Origin of the sequence: Vannielia sp. (genome assembly GCF_029212645.1) — a bacterium.
Taxonomy (GTDB): Bacteria; Pseudomonadota; Alphaproteobacteria; order Rhodobacterales; family Rhodobacteraceae; genus Vannielia.
The window spans coordinates 1-20373 of record NZ_JARGND010000038.1; the positions used below are offsets into that span (position 1 = coordinate 1).

22 protein-coding genes are annotated in these 20373 nt (G+C 64.2%); 16 read left to right on the top strand and 6 right to left on the bottom strand.

Annotation, left to right across the window (positions count from 1 at the left end; translation table 11 throughout):
* The 10 genes from P1U55_RS12040 to P1U55_RS12085 all read left to right on the top strand — a co-directional run.
* The coding region (locus P1U55_RS12040) for a protein adenylyltransferase SelO family protein (RefSeq protein WP_301047853.1) at nucleotides 1–1245 on the top strand (1245 nt) is incomplete at its 5' end.
* A gap of 229 nt (nucleotides 1246–1474) precedes the next feature.
* Nucleotides 1475–2779, top strand: coding sequence for a sodium:proton antiporter (locus P1U55_RS12045; protein ID WP_301047854.1), 1305 nt, complete (start codon nucleotides 1475–1477; stop codon nucleotides 2777–2779).
* Between the two features lie 208 nt (nucleotides 2780–2987).
* Nucleotides 2988–3440 carry a GNAT family N-acetyltransferase gene (locus tag P1U55_RS12050; protein WP_301047855.1) on the top strand — a complete coding sequence of 151 codons (453 nt, stop codon included), beginning with the start codon at nucleotides 2988–2990 and terminating at the stop codon, nucleotides 3438–3440.
* Entirely contained in the window at nucleotides 3440–4822 is a 1383-nt protein-coding gene (locus P1U55_RS12055) for a DUF2927 domain-containing protein (protein ID WP_301047856.1), read from the top strand. Before P1U55_RS12050 ends, P1U55_RS12055 begins: the two co-directional genes overlap by 1 nt.
* A gap of 97 nt (nucleotides 4823–4919) precedes the next feature.
* Entirely contained in the window at nucleotides 4920–5084 is a 165-nt protein-coding gene (locus P1U55_RS12060) for a hypothetical protein (RefSeq protein WP_301047857.1), read from the top strand.
* Nucleotides 5085–5192: 108 nt separating this feature from the next.
* Nucleotides 5193–6374 (top strand): VWA domain-containing protein, encoded by a 1182-nt coding sequence (locus P1U55_RS12065; RefSeq protein WP_301047858.1) that lies wholly within the window; start codon nucleotides 5193–5195, stop codon nucleotides 6372–6374.
* A complete protein-coding gene (locus P1U55_RS12070; RefSeq protein ID WP_301047859.1) occupies nucleotides 6374–6772 on the top strand; it encodes a hypothetical protein in 399 nt (132 codons plus the stop codon). The genes P1U55_RS12065 and P1U55_RS12070 overlap by 1 nt, the downstream gene beginning before the upstream one ends.
* Nucleotides 6769–7365 (top strand): DedA family protein, encoded by a 597-nt coding sequence (locus P1U55_RS12075; RefSeq protein WP_301047860.1) that lies wholly within the window; start codon nucleotides 6769–6771, stop codon nucleotides 7363–7365. The genes P1U55_RS12070 and P1U55_RS12075 overlap by 4 nt, the downstream gene beginning before the upstream one ends.
* A gap of 70 nt (nucleotides 7366–7435) precedes the next feature.
* Nucleotides 7436–7873, top strand: a complete 438-nt coding sequence (locus tag P1U55_RS12080; RefSeq protein WP_301047861.1) for an OsmC family peroxiredoxin — start codon at nucleotides 7436–7438, stop codon at nucleotides 7871–7873.
* A gap of 200 nt (nucleotides 7874–8073) precedes the next feature.
* Nucleotides 8074–8769 carry a M48 family metallopeptidase gene (locus tag P1U55_RS12085; protein ID WP_301047863.1) on the top strand — a complete coding sequence of 232 codons (696 nt, stop codon included), beginning with the start codon at nucleotides 8074–8076 and terminating at the stop codon, nucleotides 8767–8769.
* Between the two features lie 30 nt (nucleotides 8770–8799).
* Here the strand turns inward: P1U55_RS12085 and P1U55_RS12090 are convergent, their stop codons facing one another.
* From P1U55_RS12090 to P1U55_RS12105, 4 genes are all read right to left on the bottom strand, one after another.
* Nucleotides 8800–9345 (bottom strand): RSP_2648 family PIN domain-containing protein, encoded by a 546-nt coding sequence (locus P1U55_RS12090; RefSeq protein ID WP_301047864.1) that lies wholly within the window; start codon nucleotides 9343–9345, stop codon nucleotides 8800–8802.
* On the bottom strand, nucleotides 9342–10544 hold the full coding sequence (locus P1U55_RS12095) for an RSP_2647 family RNA methyltransferase (RefSeq protein ID WP_301047865.1): 1203 nt from the start codon (nucleotides 10542–10544) through the stop codon (nucleotides 9342–9344). Before P1U55_RS12095 ends, P1U55_RS12090 begins: the two co-directional genes overlap by 4 nt.
* A 39-nt stretch (nucleotides 10545–10583) precedes the next feature.
* Nucleotides 10584–10718, bottom strand: a complete 135-nt coding sequence (locus tag P1U55_RS12100) for a hypothetical protein (protein ID WP_301047867.1) — start codon at nucleotides 10716–10718, stop codon at nucleotides 10584–10586.
* 177 nt (nucleotides 10719–10895) lie between these two features.
* Complete coding sequence (locus P1U55_RS12105; protein ID WP_301047868.1) at nucleotides 10896–11528, bottom strand: DUF6778 family protein; 633 nt, start codon at nucleotides 11526–11528, stop codon at nucleotides 10896–10898.
* A gap of 279 nt (nucleotides 11529–11807) precedes the next feature.
* Here P1U55_RS12105 and edd point away from each other — a divergent pair, with 279 nt between their 5' ends.
* Both edd and eda read left to right on the top strand, forming a co-directional pair.
* A complete protein-coding gene (edd, locus tag P1U55_RS12110) occupies nucleotides 11808–13613 on the top strand; it encodes a phosphogluconate dehydratase (RefSeq protein ID WP_301047869.1) in 1806 nt (601 codons plus the stop codon).
* A gap of 11 nt (nucleotides 13614–13624) precedes the next feature.
* The gene (eda, locus tag P1U55_RS12115) at nucleotides 13625–14266 is read left to right on the top strand and encodes a bifunctional 4-hydroxy-2-oxoglutarate aldolase/2-dehydro-3-deoxy-phosphogluconate aldolase (RefSeq protein WP_301047870.1); all 642 of its coding nucleotides are present in this window, start codon (nucleotides 13625–13627) and stop codon (nucleotides 14264–14266) included.
* Nucleotides 14267–14348: 82 nt separating this feature from the next.
* Here eda and P1U55_RS12120 read toward each other — a convergent pair whose 3' ends face one another.
* Both P1U55_RS12120 and P1U55_RS12125 read right to left on the bottom strand, forming a co-directional pair.
* A complete protein-coding gene (locus tag P1U55_RS12120; RefSeq protein ID WP_301047874.1) occupies nucleotides 14349–14627 on the bottom strand; it encodes a hypothetical protein in 279 nt (92 codons plus the stop codon).
* Nucleotides 14628–14631: 4 nt separating this feature from the next.
* Complete coding sequence (locus P1U55_RS12125) at nucleotides 14632–17418, bottom strand: glutamine-synthetase adenylyltransferase (RefSeq protein WP_301047875.1); 2787 nt, start codon at nucleotides 17416–17418, stop codon at nucleotides 14632–14634.
* Between the two features lie 123 nt (nucleotides 17419–17541).
* Here P1U55_RS12125 and P1U55_RS12130 point away from each other — a divergent pair, with 123 nt between their 5' ends.
* From P1U55_RS12130 to P1U55_RS12145, 4 genes are all read left to right on the top strand, one after another.
* Nucleotides 17542–18024 carry a YbaK/EbsC family protein gene (locus P1U55_RS12130; protein WP_301047877.1) on the top strand — a complete coding sequence of 161 codons (483 nt, stop codon included), beginning with the start codon at nucleotides 17542–17544 and terminating at the stop codon, nucleotides 18022–18024.
* 235 nt (nucleotides 18025–18259) lie between these two features.
* Nucleotides 18260–18745 carry a DUF2852 domain-containing protein gene (locus P1U55_RS12135; RefSeq protein ID WP_301047878.1) on the top strand — a complete coding sequence of 162 codons (486 nt, stop codon included), beginning with the start codon at nucleotides 18260–18262 and terminating at the stop codon, nucleotides 18743–18745.
* A gap of 172 nt (nucleotides 18746–18917) precedes the next feature.
* Entirely contained in the window at nucleotides 18918–19373 is a 456-nt protein-coding gene (locus tag P1U55_RS12140; protein WP_301047880.1) for an RDD family protein, read from the top strand.
* Between the two features lie 100 nt (nucleotides 19374–19473).
* The gene (locus P1U55_RS12145; RefSeq protein ID WP_301047882.1) at nucleotides 19474–20316 is read left to right on the top strand and encodes an arginyltransferase; all 843 of its coding nucleotides are present in this window, start codon (nucleotides 19474–19476) and stop codon (nucleotides 20314–20316) included.
* The last annotated feature ends 57 nt before the right edge of the window (nucleotides 20317–20373 follow it).

The window sequence follows — 20373 nt, forward strand, 5'->3', positions numbered from 1 at the left end:
CTTGCCGGAAACACGCCCCCCAAGGGGCATCTTCCGCTCGCCCAAGCCTACGCTGGCCACCAGTTTGGCGGCTGGGTGCCCCAGCTTGGCGATGGTCGCGCCCTCCTGCTCGGTGATCTCATCGCCCCCGATGGCAAGGTCTATGATCTTCAGCTCAAAGGCGCGGGCCGCACGCCGTTTTCGCGCGGCGGCGATGGCCGGGCCTGGCTTGGTCCGGTGCTGCGGGAATATATCGTCTCAGAGGCCATGCACGCCCTCGCCATCCCCACCACCCGCGCACTTGCCGCCGTGGCCACGGGGGAAACCGTGCGCCGCGAGGGGGCCATGCCCGGTGCCATCCTCACCCGCGTCGCCCGCTCGCATTTGCGGGTTGGCACCTTTCAGTATTTCGCCGCGCGGCAGGATATCGAAGGCCTTGAAGCGCTTGTGAAATTCGCTATTGAGCGCCACTATCCGCAGGCGACCACGCCGCTGGAGTTGCTGGCCGAAGTCGTGCGCGCACAGGCCAATCTGGTGGCGGCGTGGATGTCTGTTGGCTTTATCCATGGCGTGATGAACACCGACAATTGCACCATCTCCGGCGAGACGATTGATTACGGCCCCTGCGCCTTTATTGACGGCTACCACCCGCAAACCGTGTTCTCCTCGATTGATCAATACGGGCGTTATGCCTATGACAAACAAGCTAATATCGCCGGGTGGAACCTTGCCCAACTGGCCAGTTCCTTGCTGCCGCTGATGGGCGCGCGTGACGCGGCGATTGAAGAGGCGACCAGGGTGGTCAACGGCTTTGGCGCCACCTATCAGGCGGCCTACATCGCCCGCTTTGGGTCCAAACTCGGGCTGGAAAACCCGAGCGCGGATGACCTGCCGCATATCTCCGGCCTGCTGGCGATCATGGCCGATGAAGAAGCTGATTTCACCAATACTTTCCGCGCCTTGGCCGAGGGTGAAAACCCGCTCCCCGAAAGCCCCGCCTTTGCCGAATGGCACGCCACATGGCAAAAGCGCAGCGGCTTGAGCGGCCCCGATCTGGCCCTGATGCGGCGCTCAAATCCGGCGCTGATCCCGCGCAATCATCGGGTGGAGGCGGCCATTCAAGCGGCGCTCACCGGCGATCTCGCCCCCACCGCCCGCCTCATCACCGCGCTGGCCGAGCCCTATGAGCCTGACGAAAGTTCAGATGATCTGCGCCTGCCGCCCCGCCCCGAAGAGGCGATTGCCGCCACCTTCTGCGGCACCTGAAGGCACTTGCACGCGGGCCTGTTCACCAACGCCCGCACCTGCCCCCCGGCCTCCACGCCCGCAAAGCCGCTGAGCATCACCGCTGCGAATGTCTCAATTCGGGCTTTCCGCTCCATTCCCGCCTCGCGTATACCCATCTTAAAGCCTCTTGCCGCCAGCCCGGCGCAAAGCCAGAACCCCGCTGGGCGCACCACTGGTAAACGATTAAAAAGATTGCAGAAACGCGCCCATGAACATTCTACAAATCGCCTCGCTCCTGATCGTGCTGGCTGCCACCTTCGGCACCATCAACTACATGGTGTTCCGCCTGCCTTCGGCCATTGGCATCCTTGTGGTCGCCCTTTTGGCCTCTCTCGGGGTGCTCGCGCTGGAGTTCGTCTACCCCGCCTCCAACGTCGAGGAAACAATCACCAGCGTGGTCAAGGGGATCGAATTTTCCGATGCGCTGCTTGAGGGCATGTTGGGCCTGCTGCTCTTTGCCGGAGCCTTGCACGTTAAAATCGCCGATCTGCGGGCCGAGTGGCCGGCGGTGCTGCTCATGGCCACCATGGGTGTGGGCCTGTCGACCGCGATTGCCGGCTTTGGCTTTAGCTGGATCACCGGGATGCCGCTGCTCATCGCGCTGGTATTTGGCGCGCTGATCTCACCCACCGATCCGGTCGCCGTGCTGGGGGTGCTGCGGGACGCCAAGCTCGACAAACGCCTTGAAACCAAGATCGCCGGGGAGAGCCTGTTCAACGATGGCGTGGGCTATGTGGTTTACCTTGTTCTCATCGGCCTCGCCTTTCCCATGGCCGGGGGTGGGCACGGCGAAAGCCACGTTGTCGCAGAGGCCGGGCATCTGGCCGCCGAGGTGGCCCAGCACAATGCCTCGCCCATTACCGATGCCGCAATTCTCTTTGCGCAAGAGGCACTTGGCGGCATGGCGCTTGGCCTTGCCCTTGGCTGGCTCGCATGGCGCGTCATGCGGCGGATTGATGACTACTCGCTTGAAGTGCTCATCACCCTCGCGCTGGCCTTTGGCGGCTACGAACTGGCGATCTGGCTGCATGTGTCGGCGCCGATCATGGCCGTTTGCGCGGGCCTCATCATCGGTGAAGTCTCCTACCGTGACGCGATGACAGAACAGACCCGCAGGTATGTGGATGCCTTCTGGAAGCTGATCGACGAAATCCTCAACGCGGTGCTGTTCCTGTTGATCGGGGTAGAGCTTTTTGCCGTCACCTTCGAGACCAGCTTCATCCTGTCGGCCATCGCCGCCCTCGTGCTGGCGCTGGTTGCCCGGTTTGCCGCCGTGGCGATTCCGGTTTTGCTGCTGCGCCCGTTTCACAAAATGCCCGACAATGTCATCCCGGTGATGACATGGGGCGGCCTCAAAGGCGGCATTTCGATCGCCCTAGCGCTCTCACTGCCCGATTCGGAGTGGAAGCCGATGATTCTCACAACCACCTATGTTATCGTCTTGTTCTCCATCATCGTGCAGGGCCTCACCGTTGCCCCCTTCGCCAAGCGGCTGAACAAAATGAGCACATGAGGGCCTTTGTCGCCTGTGGATAAATAGTCGCAACCGCTAGATATTGCGGAAGGCCGGTTTTAACCTACAGGTTGAAGGACGTCGGCTAAGTCATTGCCCTTGTTGGCAAGGTCCGGACAATTTCCTGCCACTGTTTCGACATTTTCGCTCCCCCCGCGCCGCCAAGCCGGGTAACCTGCATGGGCCTGACATTGGGGACTGCCTGCCCATGACGACCCTTAAACTCCGAGCACTCGTGCCCGGCGACGAAGTCGCTTGGCGGGATCTCTGGGAACAGTATCTGACGTTCTACAAGAGCGCCCTGCCAGAGGAGGTGTATGCCACCACCTTCGGGCGGCTTGTGGATCCGGCCGAGCGCGGGATGTTCGGCCTCATCGCCTATCTAGGCGATACCCCTGTTGGCATCGTCAATTGCGTGATCCACCGTCATCTCTGGCGCATCGAAGAGGTGTGCTATCTTGGCGATCTTTACGTGGCCCCCGAGGCGCGCGGCACCGGCCTTGGCCGGGCGCTGATCGAGGCGGTTTACAAGGAGGCCGATGCGCGGGGGGCGCCCTCGGTCTACTGGATGACGCAGGAGTTCAACCAAACTGCTCGCCAGCTCTACGACCGCGTCGGAGAACTCACACCATTCATAAAATATCAACGGAGCGCTGCCTGATGCTCAACCGCTTGCTGCCTGCGGGTCTCGTCTTGTTCCTCGCTGCCTGTTCGACCGGCGCACCTCGCCCCGATATCGACGTTGCCGAACGGCGCGAAAGCTACAATGGCTCGCTGCCACCAATGCGCACGTTTTCGCAGCCTGCCGCCGCGCCCACCCACCGCTCCAACGCGCAGCTTGCCGAGGATTTCCTTGAGTTGAGCTTTAAAATGGAAAGTGGCCGCCGCCTGCCCATGCTCACCCGCTTTGAAGGCCCGGTCACGCTGGCGGTGAAGGGCAATGCCCCGGCCTCCCTGCGCGGCGATCTCACCCGCCTGGTCAGCCGTTTGCAGCGCGAAGCGGGGATCAATATCTCGATGGCCGAGCCGGGCGCGCATACCCCCTCCATCGTGGTGCAGATTGTGCCCAAGCGCGAGTTGCAGCGCCTCGTGCCCACCGCCGCCTGCTTTGTGGTGCCGCGTGTGTCCACATGGTCGGAGTTCCGCAAATCCCGCCGTACCAAAACGGTGGATTGGGCCAGCCTTGATGAGCGCAAGCGCATCGCCGTGTTCCTGCCCGGTGACGTAAGCCCGCAGGAAATCCGCGACTGCCTGCACGAAGAAATCGCCCAGGCGCTTGGCCCGCTCAACGACCTTTATCGCCTGCCCGATTCGGTGTTCAACGATGATAACTTTCACACCGTTCTCACCGGCTTTGATATGCTGATGCTGCGCATCTATTACGACCCGGCCCTGCGCAACGGCATGACCCGCGCACAGGTTGCCGCGCGCCTGCCGGGCATTCTGGCGCGGGCCAATCCGGGCGGCAGCCGCGCCACCCGTGGCTTTGCAAGCTACACGCCGCGCGCCTGGATCGACGCGATCGAAACCGCCCTTGGCCCACGCGCCCGCCCCGCCGCCCGCCTGCAGGCCGCCAAGAAGGCGGTGGCAATCTCCAAACAGCAGGGATGGCGCGGCAACCGCGCGGCCTTCTCGCTTTATGCGCTTGGCCGCCTGTCGCTCAGCCGGGAGCCAGAGCTGTCGCTTTCGAGCTTCCTTGAGGCTTCGCGGCTTTATCGCGGCAACCCCGAAACGCAGGTGCAGGCCGCCCATGTTGCCATGCAGCTCGCCGCCTTCTCGCTGTCCTCCGGGCAGGCCGATAGCACCCTCGCGCAGATTGAAGGGGTGCTCCCCGCCGTGCGCCGCGCCGAGAATGCCGCGCTGCTTTCCACCCTCCTGCTGATCAAGGCCGAGGCCTATGAGCTGATGGGCCGCGCCGCCGAGGCCGCCGCCGTGCGCACCGAGGCCCTGGGATGGGCGCGTTATGGCTTTGGCTCTGATGCCGTGGTGCGCGCCCGCGCCTCGGAGATCTCCTCGCTCAAGCCGCGTCACCGCCTCCAATAGCGCCGCGCCGCGGCTTGCCCGCGTCAAACTCTCCTGTTTCCAAGGGGCGTCTCTTGCCATAAGAGGCGCCCCACACCCTTATGCAGAGAGAGCCTAAATGATCGTTCTTGCCGGTATCGTCCTTGGCGCCCTCCTCGGGTTTGTTCGCGCCCGCCAGCTCAAAGGCAAGGCGCTCGACAAGCTGCAATATATGGCCGTTTACGCCATCCTCGGCGCGCTCACCGGCCTTCTTGCCACGATCATCCTTGAGCGGCTGCTCTAACGCCCTTCCACCCGGTCAGGGGCGGCGGCGCACCGCGCCCCAAAGCACATCGGCGCCCTCAGGCGTCACGCCCTTGACCCCGTCTCATTCTGCGGCCACCTTCACCCCATGTTTTTGCCTTTCTTCCAATCCCTTCGAAGCACCGGTGTGCCAGTTTCCCTGCGTGAGCATCTCGCCTTTCTGGATGCTGTCGCCGCCGGGCTGGCGACCTATGATATCGAGGCGTTCTACTACCTCGCCCGCACCACGCTGGTAAAAGACGAGCGCCACCTAGATCGCTTTGACCGCGCCTTCACCACCGCCTTTCAGGGCCTCGACAGCATCTCGCTCGATGAGGTGCTCGAAGCGCTCGACCTGCCGGAAGACTGGCTGCGCAAACAGGCCGAAAAGCACCTGAGCCCCGAGGAAATGGCCGAGATCGAAGCCCTCGGCGGCTTTGACAAGCTGATGGAAACGCTCAAAAAGCGCCTCAAGGAGCAGGACAGCCGCCACCAGGGGGGCAGCAAGTGGATCGGCACCGCCGGCACCTCTCCCTTTGGCGCGCAGGGCTACAACCCCGAAGGCGTGCGCATCGGGCAGGAGAAATCCCGCCACCAACGCGCCGTGAAGGTCTGGGACAAGCGCGAGTTTCGCAATCTGGATGACTCGGTCGAGCTGGGCACCCGCAACATCAAGGTCGCCCTGAAGCGCCTGCGCCAGTGGGCCCGTGATGGCGCCCACGAGGAGCTTGATCTTGATGGCACCATCCGCGCCACCGCCGAACACGGCCACCTTGATGTGAAAACGCGGCCCGAGCGGCGCAACGCCGTCAAGGTGCTGTTGTTTCTCGATGTCGGCGGCTCGATGGACCCGCATATCAAGGTGGTTGAAGAGCTGTTCTCTGCCGCCCGCGCCGAGTTCAAGCACCTCGAATACTACTATTTTCACAACTGCCTCTATGATGGCGTCTGGCGCGACAACCGCCGCCGCTGGAACGCGCAAACGCCCACTTGGGAGGTGCTCAATACCTACGGGCCGGATTACCGCGCCATTTTCGTCGGCGATGCCTCGATGAGCCCCTATGAGCTTACCTATCCCGGCGGTGCCAATGAGCACTGGAACGAAGAACCCGGCGCCACATGGCTCACCCGTGCCCGCGAACAATGGCGGCAAAACCTGTGGATCAACCCGGTGCCGCAAACCTATTGGGGCCACACCCAAAGCATCGACATGGTCTCGCAACTGTTTGATGGCCAAATGGTCCCGATGACCCTCGACGGCCTGACCCGAGGGATGAAAGCGCTCACCTGATGCCCCGCCGCCTTGGCCCCACGCTGCGTGCGCATCCGGTGCTCAGCCTTGCCTTTGCCGCCGCCGTTGCGGCGACCCTGTGGTTTGGGGTCGGCTTTGTGCGCCAAACGATCTACTGGTCCGATCCCGCCCACCAGGCCCAGCCGATCGAACCCTGGATGACCCCGCGCTACATCGCCAACAGCTGGCTACTCGATGGCCGCGAACTGGCCAATGCCCTTGGCGTGCCGCCCAAGCCAAAAGAGCGGCCAACCCTCAGCCGGATTGCCGAAAAGCGCGGCGTCCCCCTGGCGCAGGTGATGGCGGAAGCCCGCGCCTATATCGCGGCCCACGCCGGGCGTGCGGGATCTGAAAATGCGCCACCGCCGCCACCCCCCAAAGTGCCCTCCGGCGAATGAACGAAACCCTGTTCCAACTGCTCGCGCTCTATGGCGTGCCCCTGCTTGCGCTCACCACGCTGGCCTCCTGCCTTGCCATGCCCGTCCCGTCCTCCCTGATGATGCTCACCGGCGGGGCCTTTGTGGCCACCGGTGATCTGGCGCTCATCCCCGTCGCCAGCGGGGCCCTCGCCGGCGCGATCCTGGGCGATCAGGCGGGCTATGTGCTGGGGCGGCGCGGCGGTGGCTGGCTTGATACCCACCTCACCCACCGCCCCAAACGCCAGCGCCTCTTTGAGCGCGCCCGCACCTTCACCCACAAGCGCGGCGGCCCCGGCATCTTCCTCACCCGCTGGCTGTTTTCGCCGCTTGGCCCCTATGCCAACCTCGCGGCCGGGGCGAGCGGGCTGGCCTGGGCCAGGTTCACCTTCTGGGGCATCGCCGGTGAGGTGGTTTGGGTTACGGTCTACGTCGGGCTTGGCTATGGCTTTGCCGATAACATCAGCATGGGGGCCGAGCTTGCCACCCAGGCCCTCGGCTTCCTCGCCGCCCTCGGCCTCACCATCTTCCTCGGTGTCTGGCTGCTGCGCACCATGCGCAAACCCCGCGACTGAGGGCCAAACGGAACAACCCGCCTTTGCCCACGTTGAGCCACTCAACCATAAAGCAACAGGAGGATTTCCAATGATCAAGCGCACAGGTTCCGCCAAATGGAGCGGCGGCATCCAATCCGGTTCCGGTAGCACCTCAACCCAATCGGGCGCGCTCTCCGAGCAGCCCTTTGGCTTCAATACCCGCTTTGAAGACGCGCCGGGCACCAACCCCGAAGAGCTGATCGCCGCCGCCCATGCAAGCTGCTTCACCATGGCGCTCTCGATGGTGCTCACCGATCAAACCGGCAAAGAGGCCGAAGCGCTCGAAACCAAGGCAACCGTGTCGATGGACAAGGAAGGCGACGGTTTCGCGGTGAAATCCATCCACCTCGCCCTCACCGGCTCCGTGCCCGGCATTGATGCGGAAGCCTTCCAGAAAGCCGCCGAAACCGCCAAGGAAAACTGCCCGATCTCCAAGCTGCTGCAAGGCGGCGCCGAGATCACCCTTGAAGCGCAGTTCAACGGCTGATCGCCCCCAAGGCGCCATCACACCACCAAAGCGCAGGGCCAGCCGCGACTGGCCCGGCGCGCAACCAGCAGCACGCAATAGCGCAATCCAGCCCATCGCCCCCCGCCCGGCCCTCATTCGCGCCGGGCGCAAATTCACGCTGGGTAAAATCTTTTCACGCCCCCTTGGCCCCGCCCCCCGCGCGGGCCACATATATGGGCATGATCAAACTGCTCCCCATCCTCCTCACCGTCGCCTTTGGGCTGGTCATGTGGCGTTTTTCCACATGGCGGCTGCACAGCGAGCTTGATGCAAAATCCCGTCTGCTGGACGATCCAGAGCTTGCCGCCCTCACCGGGAAAATGGCCAAGGCGCTTGATCTGGAGCGCCTGCGCGTCTTCGTGCATGAGGTTGATATGATCAACGGCCTCGCCGCGCCCGATGGCCGCATCTTCATCACCCGTGGTTTCCTCGCTGCCAAGGCCGCCGGCAAGGTGACGGCAGAGGAGCTGGCCTCGGTCATCGCCCATGAGCTTGGCCATGTCGCGCTTGGCCACTCACGCCGCCGCATGATCGACTTTTCCGGCCAGAACGCCCTGCGCACGGCCCTTGCCATGGTGCTGGGCCGCTTCATCCCCGGCCTGGGCCCGGCCATTGCCAACGGGGTGATGACGGTGATGATGGCGCGGCTGTCGCGCTCCGATGAGTTTGAGGCCGATGCCTATGCCTCTGCCCTGCTCACCAAATCGGGCATCGGCACCGCACCGCAAAAATCGCTCTTTGCCAAGCTCGATCACCTCACCGGCGCTCGTGGGGCCTCTACCCCGGCGTGGTTCCTGTCCCACCCGCCCGCGCCCAAGCGGATCGCGGCGATCGAGGGGAACGAGCGCAAGTGGCACGGTGCGCCGCTCAGCTAACCACCAGAATTTACGGGTAAACCTCCCGGCTCACGCCGCCGCCAGCGCCTTGCCGAGCCGGGGCAGCCGCGCCTTTTTCATCAGCTTGCGAATCTCCCAGGCCTCGCCCGAAAGCCGCTCTGCCTCGCGGCGCACCGTCTCGGCCGCGCGGGCCATGCGCTCCGGGTCGGCTGCGAAAAAGCCAAGCAACAGCGCGTCCGGGTCTACCCGGCTCAGGCCCTCTTCGGCCAAAATGTTGCGTGGAAAATCCTTGGCGTTGTTGGTCACAATCCCATCCGCCGAGCCTGCAATCGCCCCCGCCAGCACATGAACATCCGCCGGGTCCGGCAGCCACAAACGCGCCTCAAGCCCCGGCTGCGCTGCCACCTCTGCCTTGGGCCATGCCGCTTGCAGCAGCGCAATTTCTCCCTCGGCCTGCACGCCCACATCCGGCCCCCGCCGCAGCGCCGCACGCCGCCATTCTTCCAGCACCCGTGCAGACCATTGCGGCGCGAAAAACCCCTGTTTTGCCGCCCCCAGAAGCACCTCGCGCATCACCGTGGGGTAAAGCACGCAGGCATCAAGGAAAAACCTCACGCCAGCAGCCGGTAGGTCAGCGCCTTCAGGTAGCCGCTCTCGGCCAGTTGCGGCAGCATTGGGTGGTCGGGTGCCGCATAGCCGGTGCGCAACAGTTGCGCCGCACGCCCGGCCCGCCCGATCCCGCGGGCACAGGCATTGCCAAACTTGCTGATGTCAGCCGCATGTGAGCAAGAGCACAGGACCAGCGAGCCACCCGGCGCCACCAGCGGCGCGGCCAGCCGGGCCACCCGCTCATAGGCCCTAAGCCCTTGGGTCAAAACCTTTTTCGAGGGCGCAAATGCGGGCGGATCGCAGATCACCAGATCATATTGCGCGCCCTCGGCCAGCAGGCTTTCGAGCACCGCAAAGGCATCGCCCTGGCGGGTGGCAAAGCGCTCTGCGACGCCGCTTGCCTCGGCCCCCTTGGTGGCCAGCTCCAGCGCCGGGGCCGAGCCATCAACCGCCAGCGCACTCTCGGCCCCCGCCGCGAGCGCCGAAAGCGCAAAGCCTCCAACGTGGGAAAACACATCAAGCACCCGCGCGCCCTTGGCGAGCCTCGCGGCAAAGGCGTGGTTGTCACGCTGGTCATAAAACAGCCCGGTCTTCTGCCCGCCCATCAGATCGGCCATATAGGTCGCGCCGTTCATCGGCACCGCCAGCGGCCCCTCGGGTGCCGCGCCCCGCGCCACCTCCAGAACCTCGTCCAGCCCTTCAAGCTTGCGGGCGCGGCCCATGCCGTTCTTGATGACAGTGCTTGCCCCCGTCACCTCCACCGCCGCCTCCAGCAGCGCGTCAAACAGCACGTCAGCCCAGGCGGCATTGGGCTGCACCACCAGCACATCGCCAAAACGGTCAATCACCACGCCGGGCAGCCCATCTGCCTCGGCGTGGACCAGCCGGTAAAAAGGCGCATCAAACAGCGCATCACGCAAATCAAGAGCGGCGCGTAACTTGCTGACAAACCATGATTTATCAATATTGGCGCTCAGATCCCTATCGAGCACACGCGCTGCGATCCGGCTCTCTGGGGTGACCGCAACAAGCGCCAAAGGCACCCGTTCGCTATCCTCCAGAACGGCCACGGCGCCCGGCGCAATAGCCCGGCTGCGGCGATCCATCACCAGCATGTCAGAATAAACCCAAGGCACCCCATGACGAATGGAGCGTGCATCGGCTTTCGGTTTCAGGCGGAGTGTGGGGAGATCATCGCGGCTCATGCCGCCTCCCCTACCCGTTCACAGCTTCCTTGGAAAGCCTCAGCGATAGTTGCCGGTGCTCCAGATCACAGAGTTATCAAGCATCTGCACCCCCGGCGCATAGCTCGGCTGGCTCGAACAAGCCGCCAGCGCGGCGACGGTCAGTGCCAGAATGGTCATGGTCTTTGCGGTCATGTTTGCCTCTCTTCGGTCCGTTCGCGGAACCGGCTTTTTCTCATTTGCCTGACGACATACCCCAAAACCTCGATCTTCCCGATATCATAGCGCGTTTTTGCACAATGCCGGGCGGTGATGGTCACATCGGTGCCACACCGGCGGTTTGCCGCCGCTGGTGGGCAAATCACTTTTTGCTTAGCCGCCGAGCGGCGAGGCTGACATCTCGTTAACCAGCACATTGGCCAGATGTTGTGTGAGCCGCGCTTTCTGGGTCACTCCCTTGGCCTCCATGGCCACGGCCTGCGCGCCGCCATAGGCCTTGAGATCGGCGTCAACCACCCGGCTTTCCAGCTCTGCGCCGGTCTTCGGGTCAAGCACAGTCAAGCGAAATTTGACCGAGTGAACACCGCCAAAGGTGTAGCGTGTCTTTTCGGTCAAGGAGTGAAAGCGCGTCACTTCCACCCTCAAATCGGCCGGAACGCCCTCGTTCAGCTTGCCCGAGCCGCGCTTGAACGCTTCCTCAAAAATCGCCTTCACCTGCTTGTGGCGATCCCCTGGCGCATCGCCGCGCCACACGATATCAGCGTTGGGGTAGTAAACATTGGCCTCCGACACCCGCAGATCTTCGGGCACAATCACCTCGATGTCGCGAATGGTATAGGCCTGCGTCAGCCGCAGCGCGTGATTTTCCTTGATGGAGCCCGCCGGTTGCGTGGCTTCCATCTGCGGCGTCGCCCGCGTGGCTATCTCTTGCGTTGTGGTGGCTTCGCAGGCCGCAAGGCTCAACGCCACGGCAGAAATCGCGGTGATACGGGTGAATTTTGTCATGGTCATATCCTCTTGCGGGCCCGTTTTTTAGGCCTCTTCACGGCTCGTGCCTGCGTTTAAACCCGCGAAATGAGGCAAGATTGAGAAAATGCGTGCCAAATTGTTTCTATCCCGGCGACAGTCCCGCGCTGTGGCTAAAATGCATCACCACCCATATGGCTTGCTATCTGCCGCGCCCGGCTTCACCCTTGGACCCATCCCAAGATCATTGCAGCGTTAGCGCTAACGGAATATAATGGCGCCAACGGAATCGCCAAGCCACCAGCCACGGAGACCCCTTTGCCCCTCAATCCCACAATCGCCGCCGTCACCCAGCGCATCATCGACCGCTCCCGCGAGGCCCGTGGCACCTATCTTGAGCGGATCGGCAAGGCGGCAGATGCGGGGCCAGTGCGCGCCCACCTCACCTGCGGCAACCAGGCCCACGCCTTTGCGGCCATGGGCGAGGATCAGGGCAAACTGGCAGGCGGCGAAGCCCCCAATATCGGCATCGTGACCGCCTATAACGATATGCTTTCGGCGCATCAGCCGTTTGAGCGGTTCCCGGCCCTCATCCGTGAGGCCGCCCGCGCCAAAGGGGCCACCGCGCAGGTGGCAGGCGGCGTGCCCGCCATGTGCGATGGCGTCACCCAGGGCCAGCCCGGCATGGAGCTTTCGCTGTTTTCGCGGGATGTGATCGCGCTCGCCGCCGGGGTGTCGCTCAGCCACAACTGCTTTGACACCTCGCTCTACCTCGGCGTCTGCGACAAAATCGTGCCCGGCCTCATCATCGCCGCCGCCACCTTTGGCCATATCCCGGCCATCTTCCTGCCCGCCGGCCCCATGACCTCGGGCTTGCCGAATGACGAAAAAGCCAAGGTCCGCCAACAGTTTGCCTCTGATGAAATTGGCCGTGACAAGCTGATGGAGGCCGAAATGGCCAGCTACCACGGCCCCGGCACCTGCACCTTTTACGGCACCGCCAACACCAACCAGATGCTGATGGAGTTCATGGGCCTCCACCTGCCCGGTTCCAGTTTCGTCAACCCCAACACCCCCCTGCGCGATGCGCTCACCACCGCCGGAACCCACCGCGCGCTTGAGATCACCGCCGCAGGCAATGAGTACCGCCCCGCAGGCCATGTGCTTGATGAAAAAGCCTTTGTGAACGGCATCGTCGGCCTCATGGCCACGGGCGGCTCAACCAACCTTGTCCTGCACCTGCCCGCCATGGCCCGCGCCGCCGGGGTGATCCTTGATCTGCAAGACTTTTCCGACATCTCCGAAACCGTGCCGCTGATGGCCAAGGTCTATCCAAACGGTCTGGCCGATGTGAACCACTTCCACGCCGCCGGGGGCCTGCAATACCTCATCCGCCAGCTGCTCAAGGAAGGGCTGCTGCATGATGACACCCTCACCGTCGCAGGCGAGGGCCTTCGCAGCTACACCGAAGAGCCCAAGCTGATTGACGGTAAGATCACCTGGCAACCCGCCGCCGAAGACAGCCAGAATGAGCGTATCCTGCGCCCCGCCTCCGATCCGTTCCAAAAGAGCGGCGGGCTGAAAGAGTTGAAAGGCTCGCTTGGTCGCGGCGTCATCAAGGTGTCCGCCGTCGCGCCAGAGCGCCATGTGATCGAGGCCAAAGCGCGGGTGTTCCATGATCAGAATGACGTAAAGAAAGCCTTCCAAGCCGGTGAATTTACAGAAGATACCGTGGTGATCGTGCGCTACCAAGGCCCCCGCGCCAATGGCATGCCCGAGCTGCACAGCCTCACCCCCGCGCTCGCCGTGTTGCAGGATCGCGGCCTCAAGGTGGCGCTCGTCACCGATGGCCGCATGTCCGGTGCCTCCGGCAAGGTGCCCGCCGCCATCCATGTGTCGCCCGAGGCGGCGATGGGCGGCCCGATCGCCAAGGTGCAGGACGGTGATCTCATCCGGGTTGACGCCAAAGCAGGCACGCTCGACATTCTCACCAAAGGCTGGGAGGCCCGCACGCCCGCCGCGCCAGATCTGTCCGCCAACAGCCACGGCATTGGCCGTGAGCTTTTTGAAACCTTCCGCCAAAACGTCGGCGCATCCGATGCTGGCGCCGCCACCGTCATTTAAGGGATCACGTGATGAACGCCCAAGAAGCCTCTGAACAAACACGGAAAATCTGCGCCCTGGCCCCCGTTGTCCCGGTGCTTGTGGTGGATGACGCGGCCCATGCCGCCCCGCTGGCCCGCGCCCTTGTGGCGGGCGGCCTTCCGGCGCTTGAGGTCACCCTGCGCACCCCCGCCGCGCTGGATGTGATCCGCGAGATGGCACAGGTCGAAGGCGGCGTTGTGGGCGCGGGCACCCTGCTCACCCCGGCCGATGTGAAAGCCGCCAAGGCCGCCGGAGCCACCTTTGGCGTGTCCCCCGGCGCGACCGATACGCTCTTGCAAGCCTGCGAAGACGAAGGCCTCCCCCTGCTCCCCGGTGCCGCCACCGCCTCCGAAGCGATGCGCCTGTTTGAGCGCGGTTACCGCGTGATGAAGTTCTTCCCCGCCGAAGCCTCCGGCGGTGCCCCGGCACTCAAAGGCATCGGCGCGCCCATCCCGCAAATCTCCTTCTGCCCCACTGGCGGCGTTTCGATCAAAAACGCGATGGACTACCTCAGCCTGCCCAACGTGATTTGCGTCGGCGGCTCATGGGTCGCGCCCAAAACCCTTGTGGAAACAGGGGATTGGGAGGGTATCACAGCCCTCGCAAAAGAGGCCGCCGCCCTCAAGGTTTAACCAGCCCCGGCCATTTTCTTGCTTCAAATATCCAAAGTGCGGCGCGGGCCAAACGCCCCAGCGCCGCCGCTTTGGAATGCGATCAGTTACGCCGCCCCAGCCGCCCGCCGCGCCGCCTGGGTCGCCCGGCATCTTCCATCCCCGCCTTCAAAACAGCCGTCATCGGATGGTCGGGCGCATGCCGGCCATATTGCTCAAACAGCGCCTTCAGCGCCATCGTCTGCTCCGCCCCTTCCGGCAGGCTCAGCGCCCAGTCCACAAAGATGGATCGCGTCTCTTCCAGCCCGCTCCCCTCCATCCGAAAGACATCTCGCATCAACCCTTTCGGGTCAAACTGTGCGGTGTTATCTGCTTGGCCCATTCTCTCAGCCTCCTGAATTTGCACCATAATGCCCTCCCTGAAGGTGCGTTTCAATCACCTTGGCCGCCGCCTCGGCCGCGCTTGCCATCTCGGCCACCAACGCGCCTGTGCTCTCGCAGCCAGTTTCGCGCAAGAACAGCACCACCGCGCCCTCGCCCAAGGCCTCCATGTCCACCGCGCCCTCGGTGAGCAACCGCGAGCAGCCCTGCACCGCTCGCATCAGCCGATAGGTTTCAAGCAGTGTCGCGCGTTCGTCGTCGCTGATCTCTGCCACCGCCAATTGCCCGGCCACCTCGCGCACCGGCGATCCGGCCACCAAGGCCGCCCCTTGCGCAAAAAGTTCAATGTCCTGCATCCGCCCCGGCCCGATCTTGGCCTCCAGCACCCCATCGGCGCGCTTGGCGTCAAAGATCCTCTGGCGCATCTCTGCCAGATCCTTCAGCACCGCCCCGCGATCGCGCTCCAGCGCAAGGATCTCCTGGCGCACCGCCTCCACCTTGGGGCCAATCTCGCCGCTCCCGGCCACCACCCGCGCCCGCGTCAACGCCAAGTGCTCCCATGTCCAGGCCTGCTCGCGCTGATAGGTTTCAAATCCGCTCAACGCGGTCGCCACCGGCCCCTGCCGCCCACTAGGCCGCAGCCGCATATCCACCTCATATAGCCGCCCCTCGGCCGTGGGGGCCGATAGCGCGGTGATCAACGCCTTGGTGAGCCTCGCGTAGTAAGGCACTGGCGCCAATGGCTTTTTACCATCCGATTCCTCCACCCCGGCGGCATCGTAAATCACGATCACATCCAGATCGGAGCGCGCATTCAGCCAGCCCGCCCCAAGCGAGCCCATCCCCAGCGCCACCGCGCCCAGCCCGGGTGGGCGGCCATGGCGTTCGGCCAATTCGTCCACCACCACCGGGTAAACCGCGCCCACTACCGCCTCGGCCAGTTCGGCATACTGCCCGCCCGCCTCTGCCGCATCGCTCAAGCCGCGCAGCAGATGCACCCCGATGCGGAAGTGCCATTCCTTCGCCCAACGCCGCGCCGCATCCAGCCGCGCCTCGTAATCCGGTGCGCGCGCCATCGCCTCGGCCAACTGGTCCTGCAACACCGCCTGCCCCGGCCAATCGGCAAAGAAATCCCCCCCGATCACCCCATCCAGAACCGAGGCATTGCGGCTGAGATAGGCCGCCAGCTCCGGCGCAATCGCGCAGATATCGGCGATCAGCCTCAAAAGCTGCGGATTGGAGGCAAACAGCGAGAAAATCTGCACGCCCGCCGGCAACCCCTTCAAAAACCCGTCAAACGCTTCCAACGCCTCTTCCGGGCGCGTGGCGCGCTGCAACTGCGCCATCAGCTCCGGGCGGATACGGGCAAATAGCTCCGACGCGCGGTCCGAGCGCAGCGCCGGGTAGCCGCTCCAGCGATCAATGATCGCCTGTGTGCCCTCGCCCCACTCTGGCTCGGCACTCTTTGCCACCTTGCCGGGCGCAAAAAACCCCTCGGCCAGCCCCTCAACCCGCTCCAGCCGCTCTTGCAGATCAGCCCTGAAGGCCGCCGTATCACCCCAGCCCGCCAGCCGCGCCACCCGCTCGATCCCCTCGGCATCCTTTGGCAGCGCATGGGTTTGCTGGTCATTCACCATCTGGATGCGGTGCTCAAGCTCGCGGTGCGCCCGGTAATCCTCGGCCAACTGCCGCGCGTCATCGGTGCCAATCCAACCGCGCTCAGCCAGCCGCTCCAACCCCTCCACCGTGCCACGCACCCGCAAGAACGGGTCACGCCCGCCCGCAATGATCTGCCGCGTCTGGGTGAAAAACTCGATCTCCCGAATGCCCCCGCGCCCCAACTTCAAATCCCGCCCCTCCAGCGCCGCGCCATGCAGCCCCTTGTGGGCGCGGATCGCAAGGCGCATGTCATGGGCATCCTGAATGGCGGCAAAATCGAGGTGCTTGCGCCAGATAAACGGCCGCAACGCCTCCAGATACCCCGCCCCGGCGGCAAAATCCCCCGCGCAAACCCGCGCCTTGATATGCGCCGCCCGCTCCCAGGTGCGCCCAAGGCTCTCGTAATACCGCTCCGCCGCCTCCATCGAAAGGCACACCGGCGTCACGCTCGGATCAGGCCGCAGCCTCAGATCGGTGCGAAAAACATAGCCCTCGCTGGTGATGTCATTCAGCAACGCAGAGCCCGCCCGCGTTGCCCTGATCAGGCTGCTGCGGAGCTCATGAAAGTCCAAATCCCCGAGCCGGTCCTGATCAAACAGCACAATCAGGTCGATGTCGGAGGAATAATTCAGCTCCGCCGCGCCCATCTTGCCCATCGCAAGGATGAAAATCCCGCACAGCTCAGGCCCCACTATCTCGGGCTCCAGCACGCTCTTGCGCCGCGCCGCCTCGGCCAAAAGGCAGGCCCGCCACGCGTGCTGCACCGCCTGATCGGCCAGCGTCGTCAACGCCCCCGTCACCTCCTCCAGCGGCCACACCCCGGCCAGATCGGCCAGCGCGGTATAAAGCGCAACCCGCCGCTTGGCCTGCCGCAACGCCGGCCCCAATTCGCCCGGCCCGCCCTCATGGGTGAGCGGCGTCAGGAGGCTCGGCAACACCGATTCAACCGGCGCCACCAGCGCCTCTTCCAGCCAATCGCCCTCGCGTTTCACCAACCCCGCAAGGTAGGGCGCCGATCCCGCCGCCCCCATCACAACCTCGCCCACCGGCCCGGAAAACCGCTCTGCCGCCTCGCGCCCCAGCGCCGTATCCACGGCCAGCGGCATCCGCCTGATCTTCGCTGCAAAATCCATAACAACTTCATCGCCCGCCCGCCCCGCCGGGTCAACGGCTGCCGCCCTTACGCCGCCCCAGGCTGGTCCCTTTCCGCCGGAAGGCGTATTAATGGGCACCACCGGCAAGCAGAAAGCACCCCCATGTCAAAATCCCTCAAGCGTGTCATCGCCGCGCTCAACGCCGCAGGCCTCCCCCATGAGGTCACGGAAATGGCCGAAAGCACCCGCACCGCTGCCGAGGCCGCCGCCGCCGTGGGCTGCGAGATCGACCAGATCGCCAAGTCGATCGTCTTTGCCGGGGCCGAAACCGGCGCGCTCTACCTCTTCCTCACCGCTGGCGGCAACCAGGTGGACCCGGCCCTTGCCTCTGCCGCCGCAGGCGAACCGCTCACCCGCGCCGATGGAAACGCCGTGCGCAAGATCACCGGCTTCGCCATCGGCGGTGTCGCCCCCATCGGCCACCTCACCGCCCCCCACGCCTTCCTCGATCCGCGCCTCACCACCTTCCCCACCGTCTGGGCCGCCGCCGGCACCCCGCGCCACGTCTTCGCCATCCCCCCGGCTGATCTGGCCCGCCTGGCACAGGCCACCCCGACCGATTTCACCGCAAACAACCAACCCTAACCGCCCCAATCCACGCCAATCCCCCTCTCAATGCTCCATAAATATCCCCGCCGGAGGCACCTAATCAAGGGAGAGCGCCGCAAGGCGCCCAGTATTTTGCTAACCTAATCAATGCTTTCCGCAAAAATGTAAAAAACATTCACATCAACCCTTGATCGCCCGCCTCCAGCCCCCCATCTTTCATAATGTGAAACGCATTCACATTCCTGAAGTCACAACCCTGGAGACACCCCGCATGACAACCGCCGACATCCGCCTCGACCGGAGCGCAAGTGACCGCCCCGGCCTCTTTGCCCGCGCCGAAGGCTGGCTCGACGACCGCGGCAAGGGAGCCTGGATCGCAGCCATGGTGCTGGGGTTCGTCCTTTTTTGGCCCATCGGTCTCGCCCTTCTCGCCTATATGATCTGGAGCAAACGCATGTTTATCGGCAAATGCGCCCACCGGCGCGCTCACCACGCTGACCACAACACCAACCGCCGCCATGGCTTTCGCAGCTCCGGCAACTCGGCGTTTGATTCCTACAAGGCCGAAACCCTGCGCCGCCTCGAAGACGAGCAAGACGCCTTTGAAAGCTTCCTTGAGCGCCTGCGCGCCGCGAAAGACAAACAGGAGTTCGACGCCTTCATGGAAAACCGCGCCGAAGCCGCCCGCGGTGGCGCCAAGCGTGACAGTGCCGAAGATGAGGGCACCGACGAGCCCGCGCTCACCGAGCCGCGCTAATCCTCACATCACAACTCTGGGCGCCCTCCCCCGCGCCCGGAGCGCCCGCCGCACACTGTCTCCCCCTGGCCGTCGCGGCGGGCGCCTTTCATTGCCCCCATACGCCTCGATCTTGCGCTTTTTGCACGCCGCCACCCTTCCCTTTCTCCCCTCCCGCCCCCAGATATGAGCCATGTATAGCGATCCCTCCTCCGCCCTGCCCGACCCGTCCCTGCGGCCCGAGTTTTACGCCGATACCGCCGCCAAGCGCTTCTTTGCCTGGCTGATCGACGTGGCGCTGATCTTCATCGTCTCCGCCATCGTGGTGCTCTTCACGGTGTTCATCGCCGCGTTTTTCTACCCGCTGCTCTGGCTGGTGCTCTCCTTCGTCTACCGCGTCGTCACCATCGCCAACGGCTCCGCCACGCTGGGGATGCGCCTCATGTCGGTAGAATTCCGCACCCACCGTGGCGAGCGTTTTGGGCTGGGAGAGGCGGTGCTGCACACGCTGGTCTATTCGATCTCCATGTCGACCTTCCTGATCCAGATCGCCTCGATCGTGCTGATGCTCACCACCGAGCGCAAGCAATCGCTGGGCGACATGCTGCTTGGCAGCGTGGCCCTGAACCGCAGCGCCCTGCCCGCCTGAGCGCCCAATGCGCCACCCTCGCTCTATTCGGGGGGGTTGGCGGCACGTCATGCGGCTGTTACCTTCCGCTCAACCTTTTGGAAACCACGATCAAACCACCTTGCGCCACACCCTTCCGATAGCGCCCCAGTTCTATGTGACGGCTCCGCAACCCTGCCCCTACCTTGAAGGGCGCATGGAGCGAAAGCTGTTCACCGCGCTCTCCGGCGAGCCTGCCGAACGGCTGAATGACAGCCTCTCCCAGCAGGGCTTCCGCCGCTCGCAAAACGTGCTCTACCGGCCCTCCTGTGCCGATTGTAATGCCTGCATGTCCGCCCGCATCCGGGTGGCCGATTTTGCCCCGACCAAAAGCCAGCGCCGCGCCGCGCGCCGCAACAGCCGCCTGATCCGCCGCGCCAATTCCCCCTGGGCGACCGAAGCACAATACGCCCTGTTTCGCCGCTACCTCGATCACCGCCACGCCGATGGCGGCATGGCGGATATGGATATCTTCGAGTTCGCCGCGATGATCGAGGAAACCCCGGTCAAAAGCCGCGTCATCGAGTATCACGAGCCGGTCGCGCCGGAGGGAGAGGATGACACCCTCGTCGGCGTGTGCCTCACCGATGTGCTCGGCGACGGGGTGAGCCTTGTTTACAGCTTCTTTGAACCAGAGCTGGAGCGGCACTCGCTCGGCACCCATATCATCCTCGATCACATCGAAATCGCCCGCGAAGCCGGTCTGCCCTATGTCTACCTTGGCTACTGGGTGCCCGGATCGCCGAAAATGGGCTACAAGGCCCGCTTTTCCGCGCTCGAAATCTACAAGAATGGCGCGTGGATCAACATGGGCAACCCGGCAGACCACGCCAGCGAAATCCACCCGCTCAACGTTGATCCCATCGCCGAGCAGGTCGCCCGCATCCGCCTCCCCGATGGCCAGCCCGCCAAACCCAGGCGCTAAAGCACCCCTCCTGCACGGCCGTGCAGGGAAATCACGCCCTATCGGCAACCCAGCCAC

Excerpts from the sequence above, each read along its gene's own strand:
- P1U55_RS12050 (WP_301047855.1), top strand. The coding sequence starts at position 2,988 with ATGACGACCCTTAAACTCCGAGCACTCGTGCCCGGCGACGAAGTCGCT.
- P1U55_RS12100 (WP_301047867.1), bottom strand. The coding sequence starts at position 10,718 with ATGACCGCAAAGACCATGACCATTCTGGCACTGACCGTCGCCGCGCTG.
- P1U55_RS12120 (WP_301047874.1), bottom strand. The coding sequence starts at position 14,627 with ATGGGCCAAGCAGATAACACCGCACAGTTTGACCCGAAAGGGTTGATG.
- P1U55_RS12125 (WP_301047875.1), bottom strand. The coding sequence starts at position 17,418 with ATGGATTTTGCAGCGAAGATCAGGCGGATGCCGCTGGCCGTGGATACG.
- P1U55_RS12105 (WP_301047868.1), bottom strand. The coding sequence starts at position 11,528 with ATGACAAAATTCACCCGTATCACCGCGATTTCTGCCGTGGCGTTGAGC.
- P1U55_RS12130 (WP_301047877.1), top strand. The coding sequence starts at position 17,542 with ATGTCAAAATCCCTCAAGCGTGTCATCGCCGCGCTCAACGCCGCAGGC.
- P1U55_RS12055 (WP_301047856.1), top strand. The coding sequence starts at position 3,440 with ATGCTCAACCGCTTGCTGCCTGCGGGTCTCGTCTTGTTCCTCGCTGCC.
- P1U55_RS12075 (WP_301047860.1), top strand. The coding sequence starts at position 6,769 with ATGAACGAAACCCTGTTCCAACTGCTCGCGCTCTATGGCGTGCCCCTG.
- P1U55_RS12080 (WP_301047861.1), top strand. The coding sequence starts at position 7,436 with ATGATCAAGCGCACAGGTTCCGCCAAATGGAGCGGCGGCATCCAATCC.
- P1U55_RS12140 (WP_301047880.1), top strand. The coding sequence starts at position 18,918 with ATGTATAGCGATCCCTCCTCCGCCCTGCCCGACCCGTCCCTGCGGCCC.
- eda (WP_301047870.1), top strand. The coding sequence starts at position 13,625 with ATGAACGCCCAAGAAGCCTCTGAACAAACACGGAAAATCTGCGCCCTG.
- P1U55_RS12065 (WP_301047858.1), top strand. The coding sequence starts at position 5,193 with ATGTTTTTGCCTTTCTTCCAATCCCTTCGAAGCACCGGTGTGCCAGTT.
- P1U55_RS12085 (WP_301047863.1), top strand. The coding sequence starts at position 8,074 with ATGATCAAACTGCTCCCCATCCTCCTCACCGTCGCCTTTGGGCTGGTC.
- P1U55_RS12135 (WP_301047878.1), top strand. The coding sequence starts at position 18,260 with ATGACAACCGCCGACATCCGCCTCGACCGGAGCGCAAGTGACCGCCCC.
- P1U55_RS12095 (WP_301047865.1), bottom strand. The coding sequence starts at position 10,544 with ATGAGCCGCGATGATCTCCCCACACTCCGCCTGAAACCGAAAGCCGAT.
- P1U55_RS12070 (WP_301047859.1), top strand. The coding sequence starts at position 6,374 with ATGCCCCGCCGCCTTGGCCCCACGCTGCGTGCGCATCCGGTGCTCAGC.
- P1U55_RS12060 (WP_301047857.1), top strand. The coding sequence starts at position 4,920 with ATGATCGTTCTTGCCGGTATCGTCCTTGGCGCCCTCCTCGGGTTTGTT.
- P1U55_RS12045 (WP_301047854.1), top strand. The coding sequence starts at position 1,475 with ATGAACATTCTACAAATCGCCTCGCTCCTGATCGTGCTGGCTGCCACC.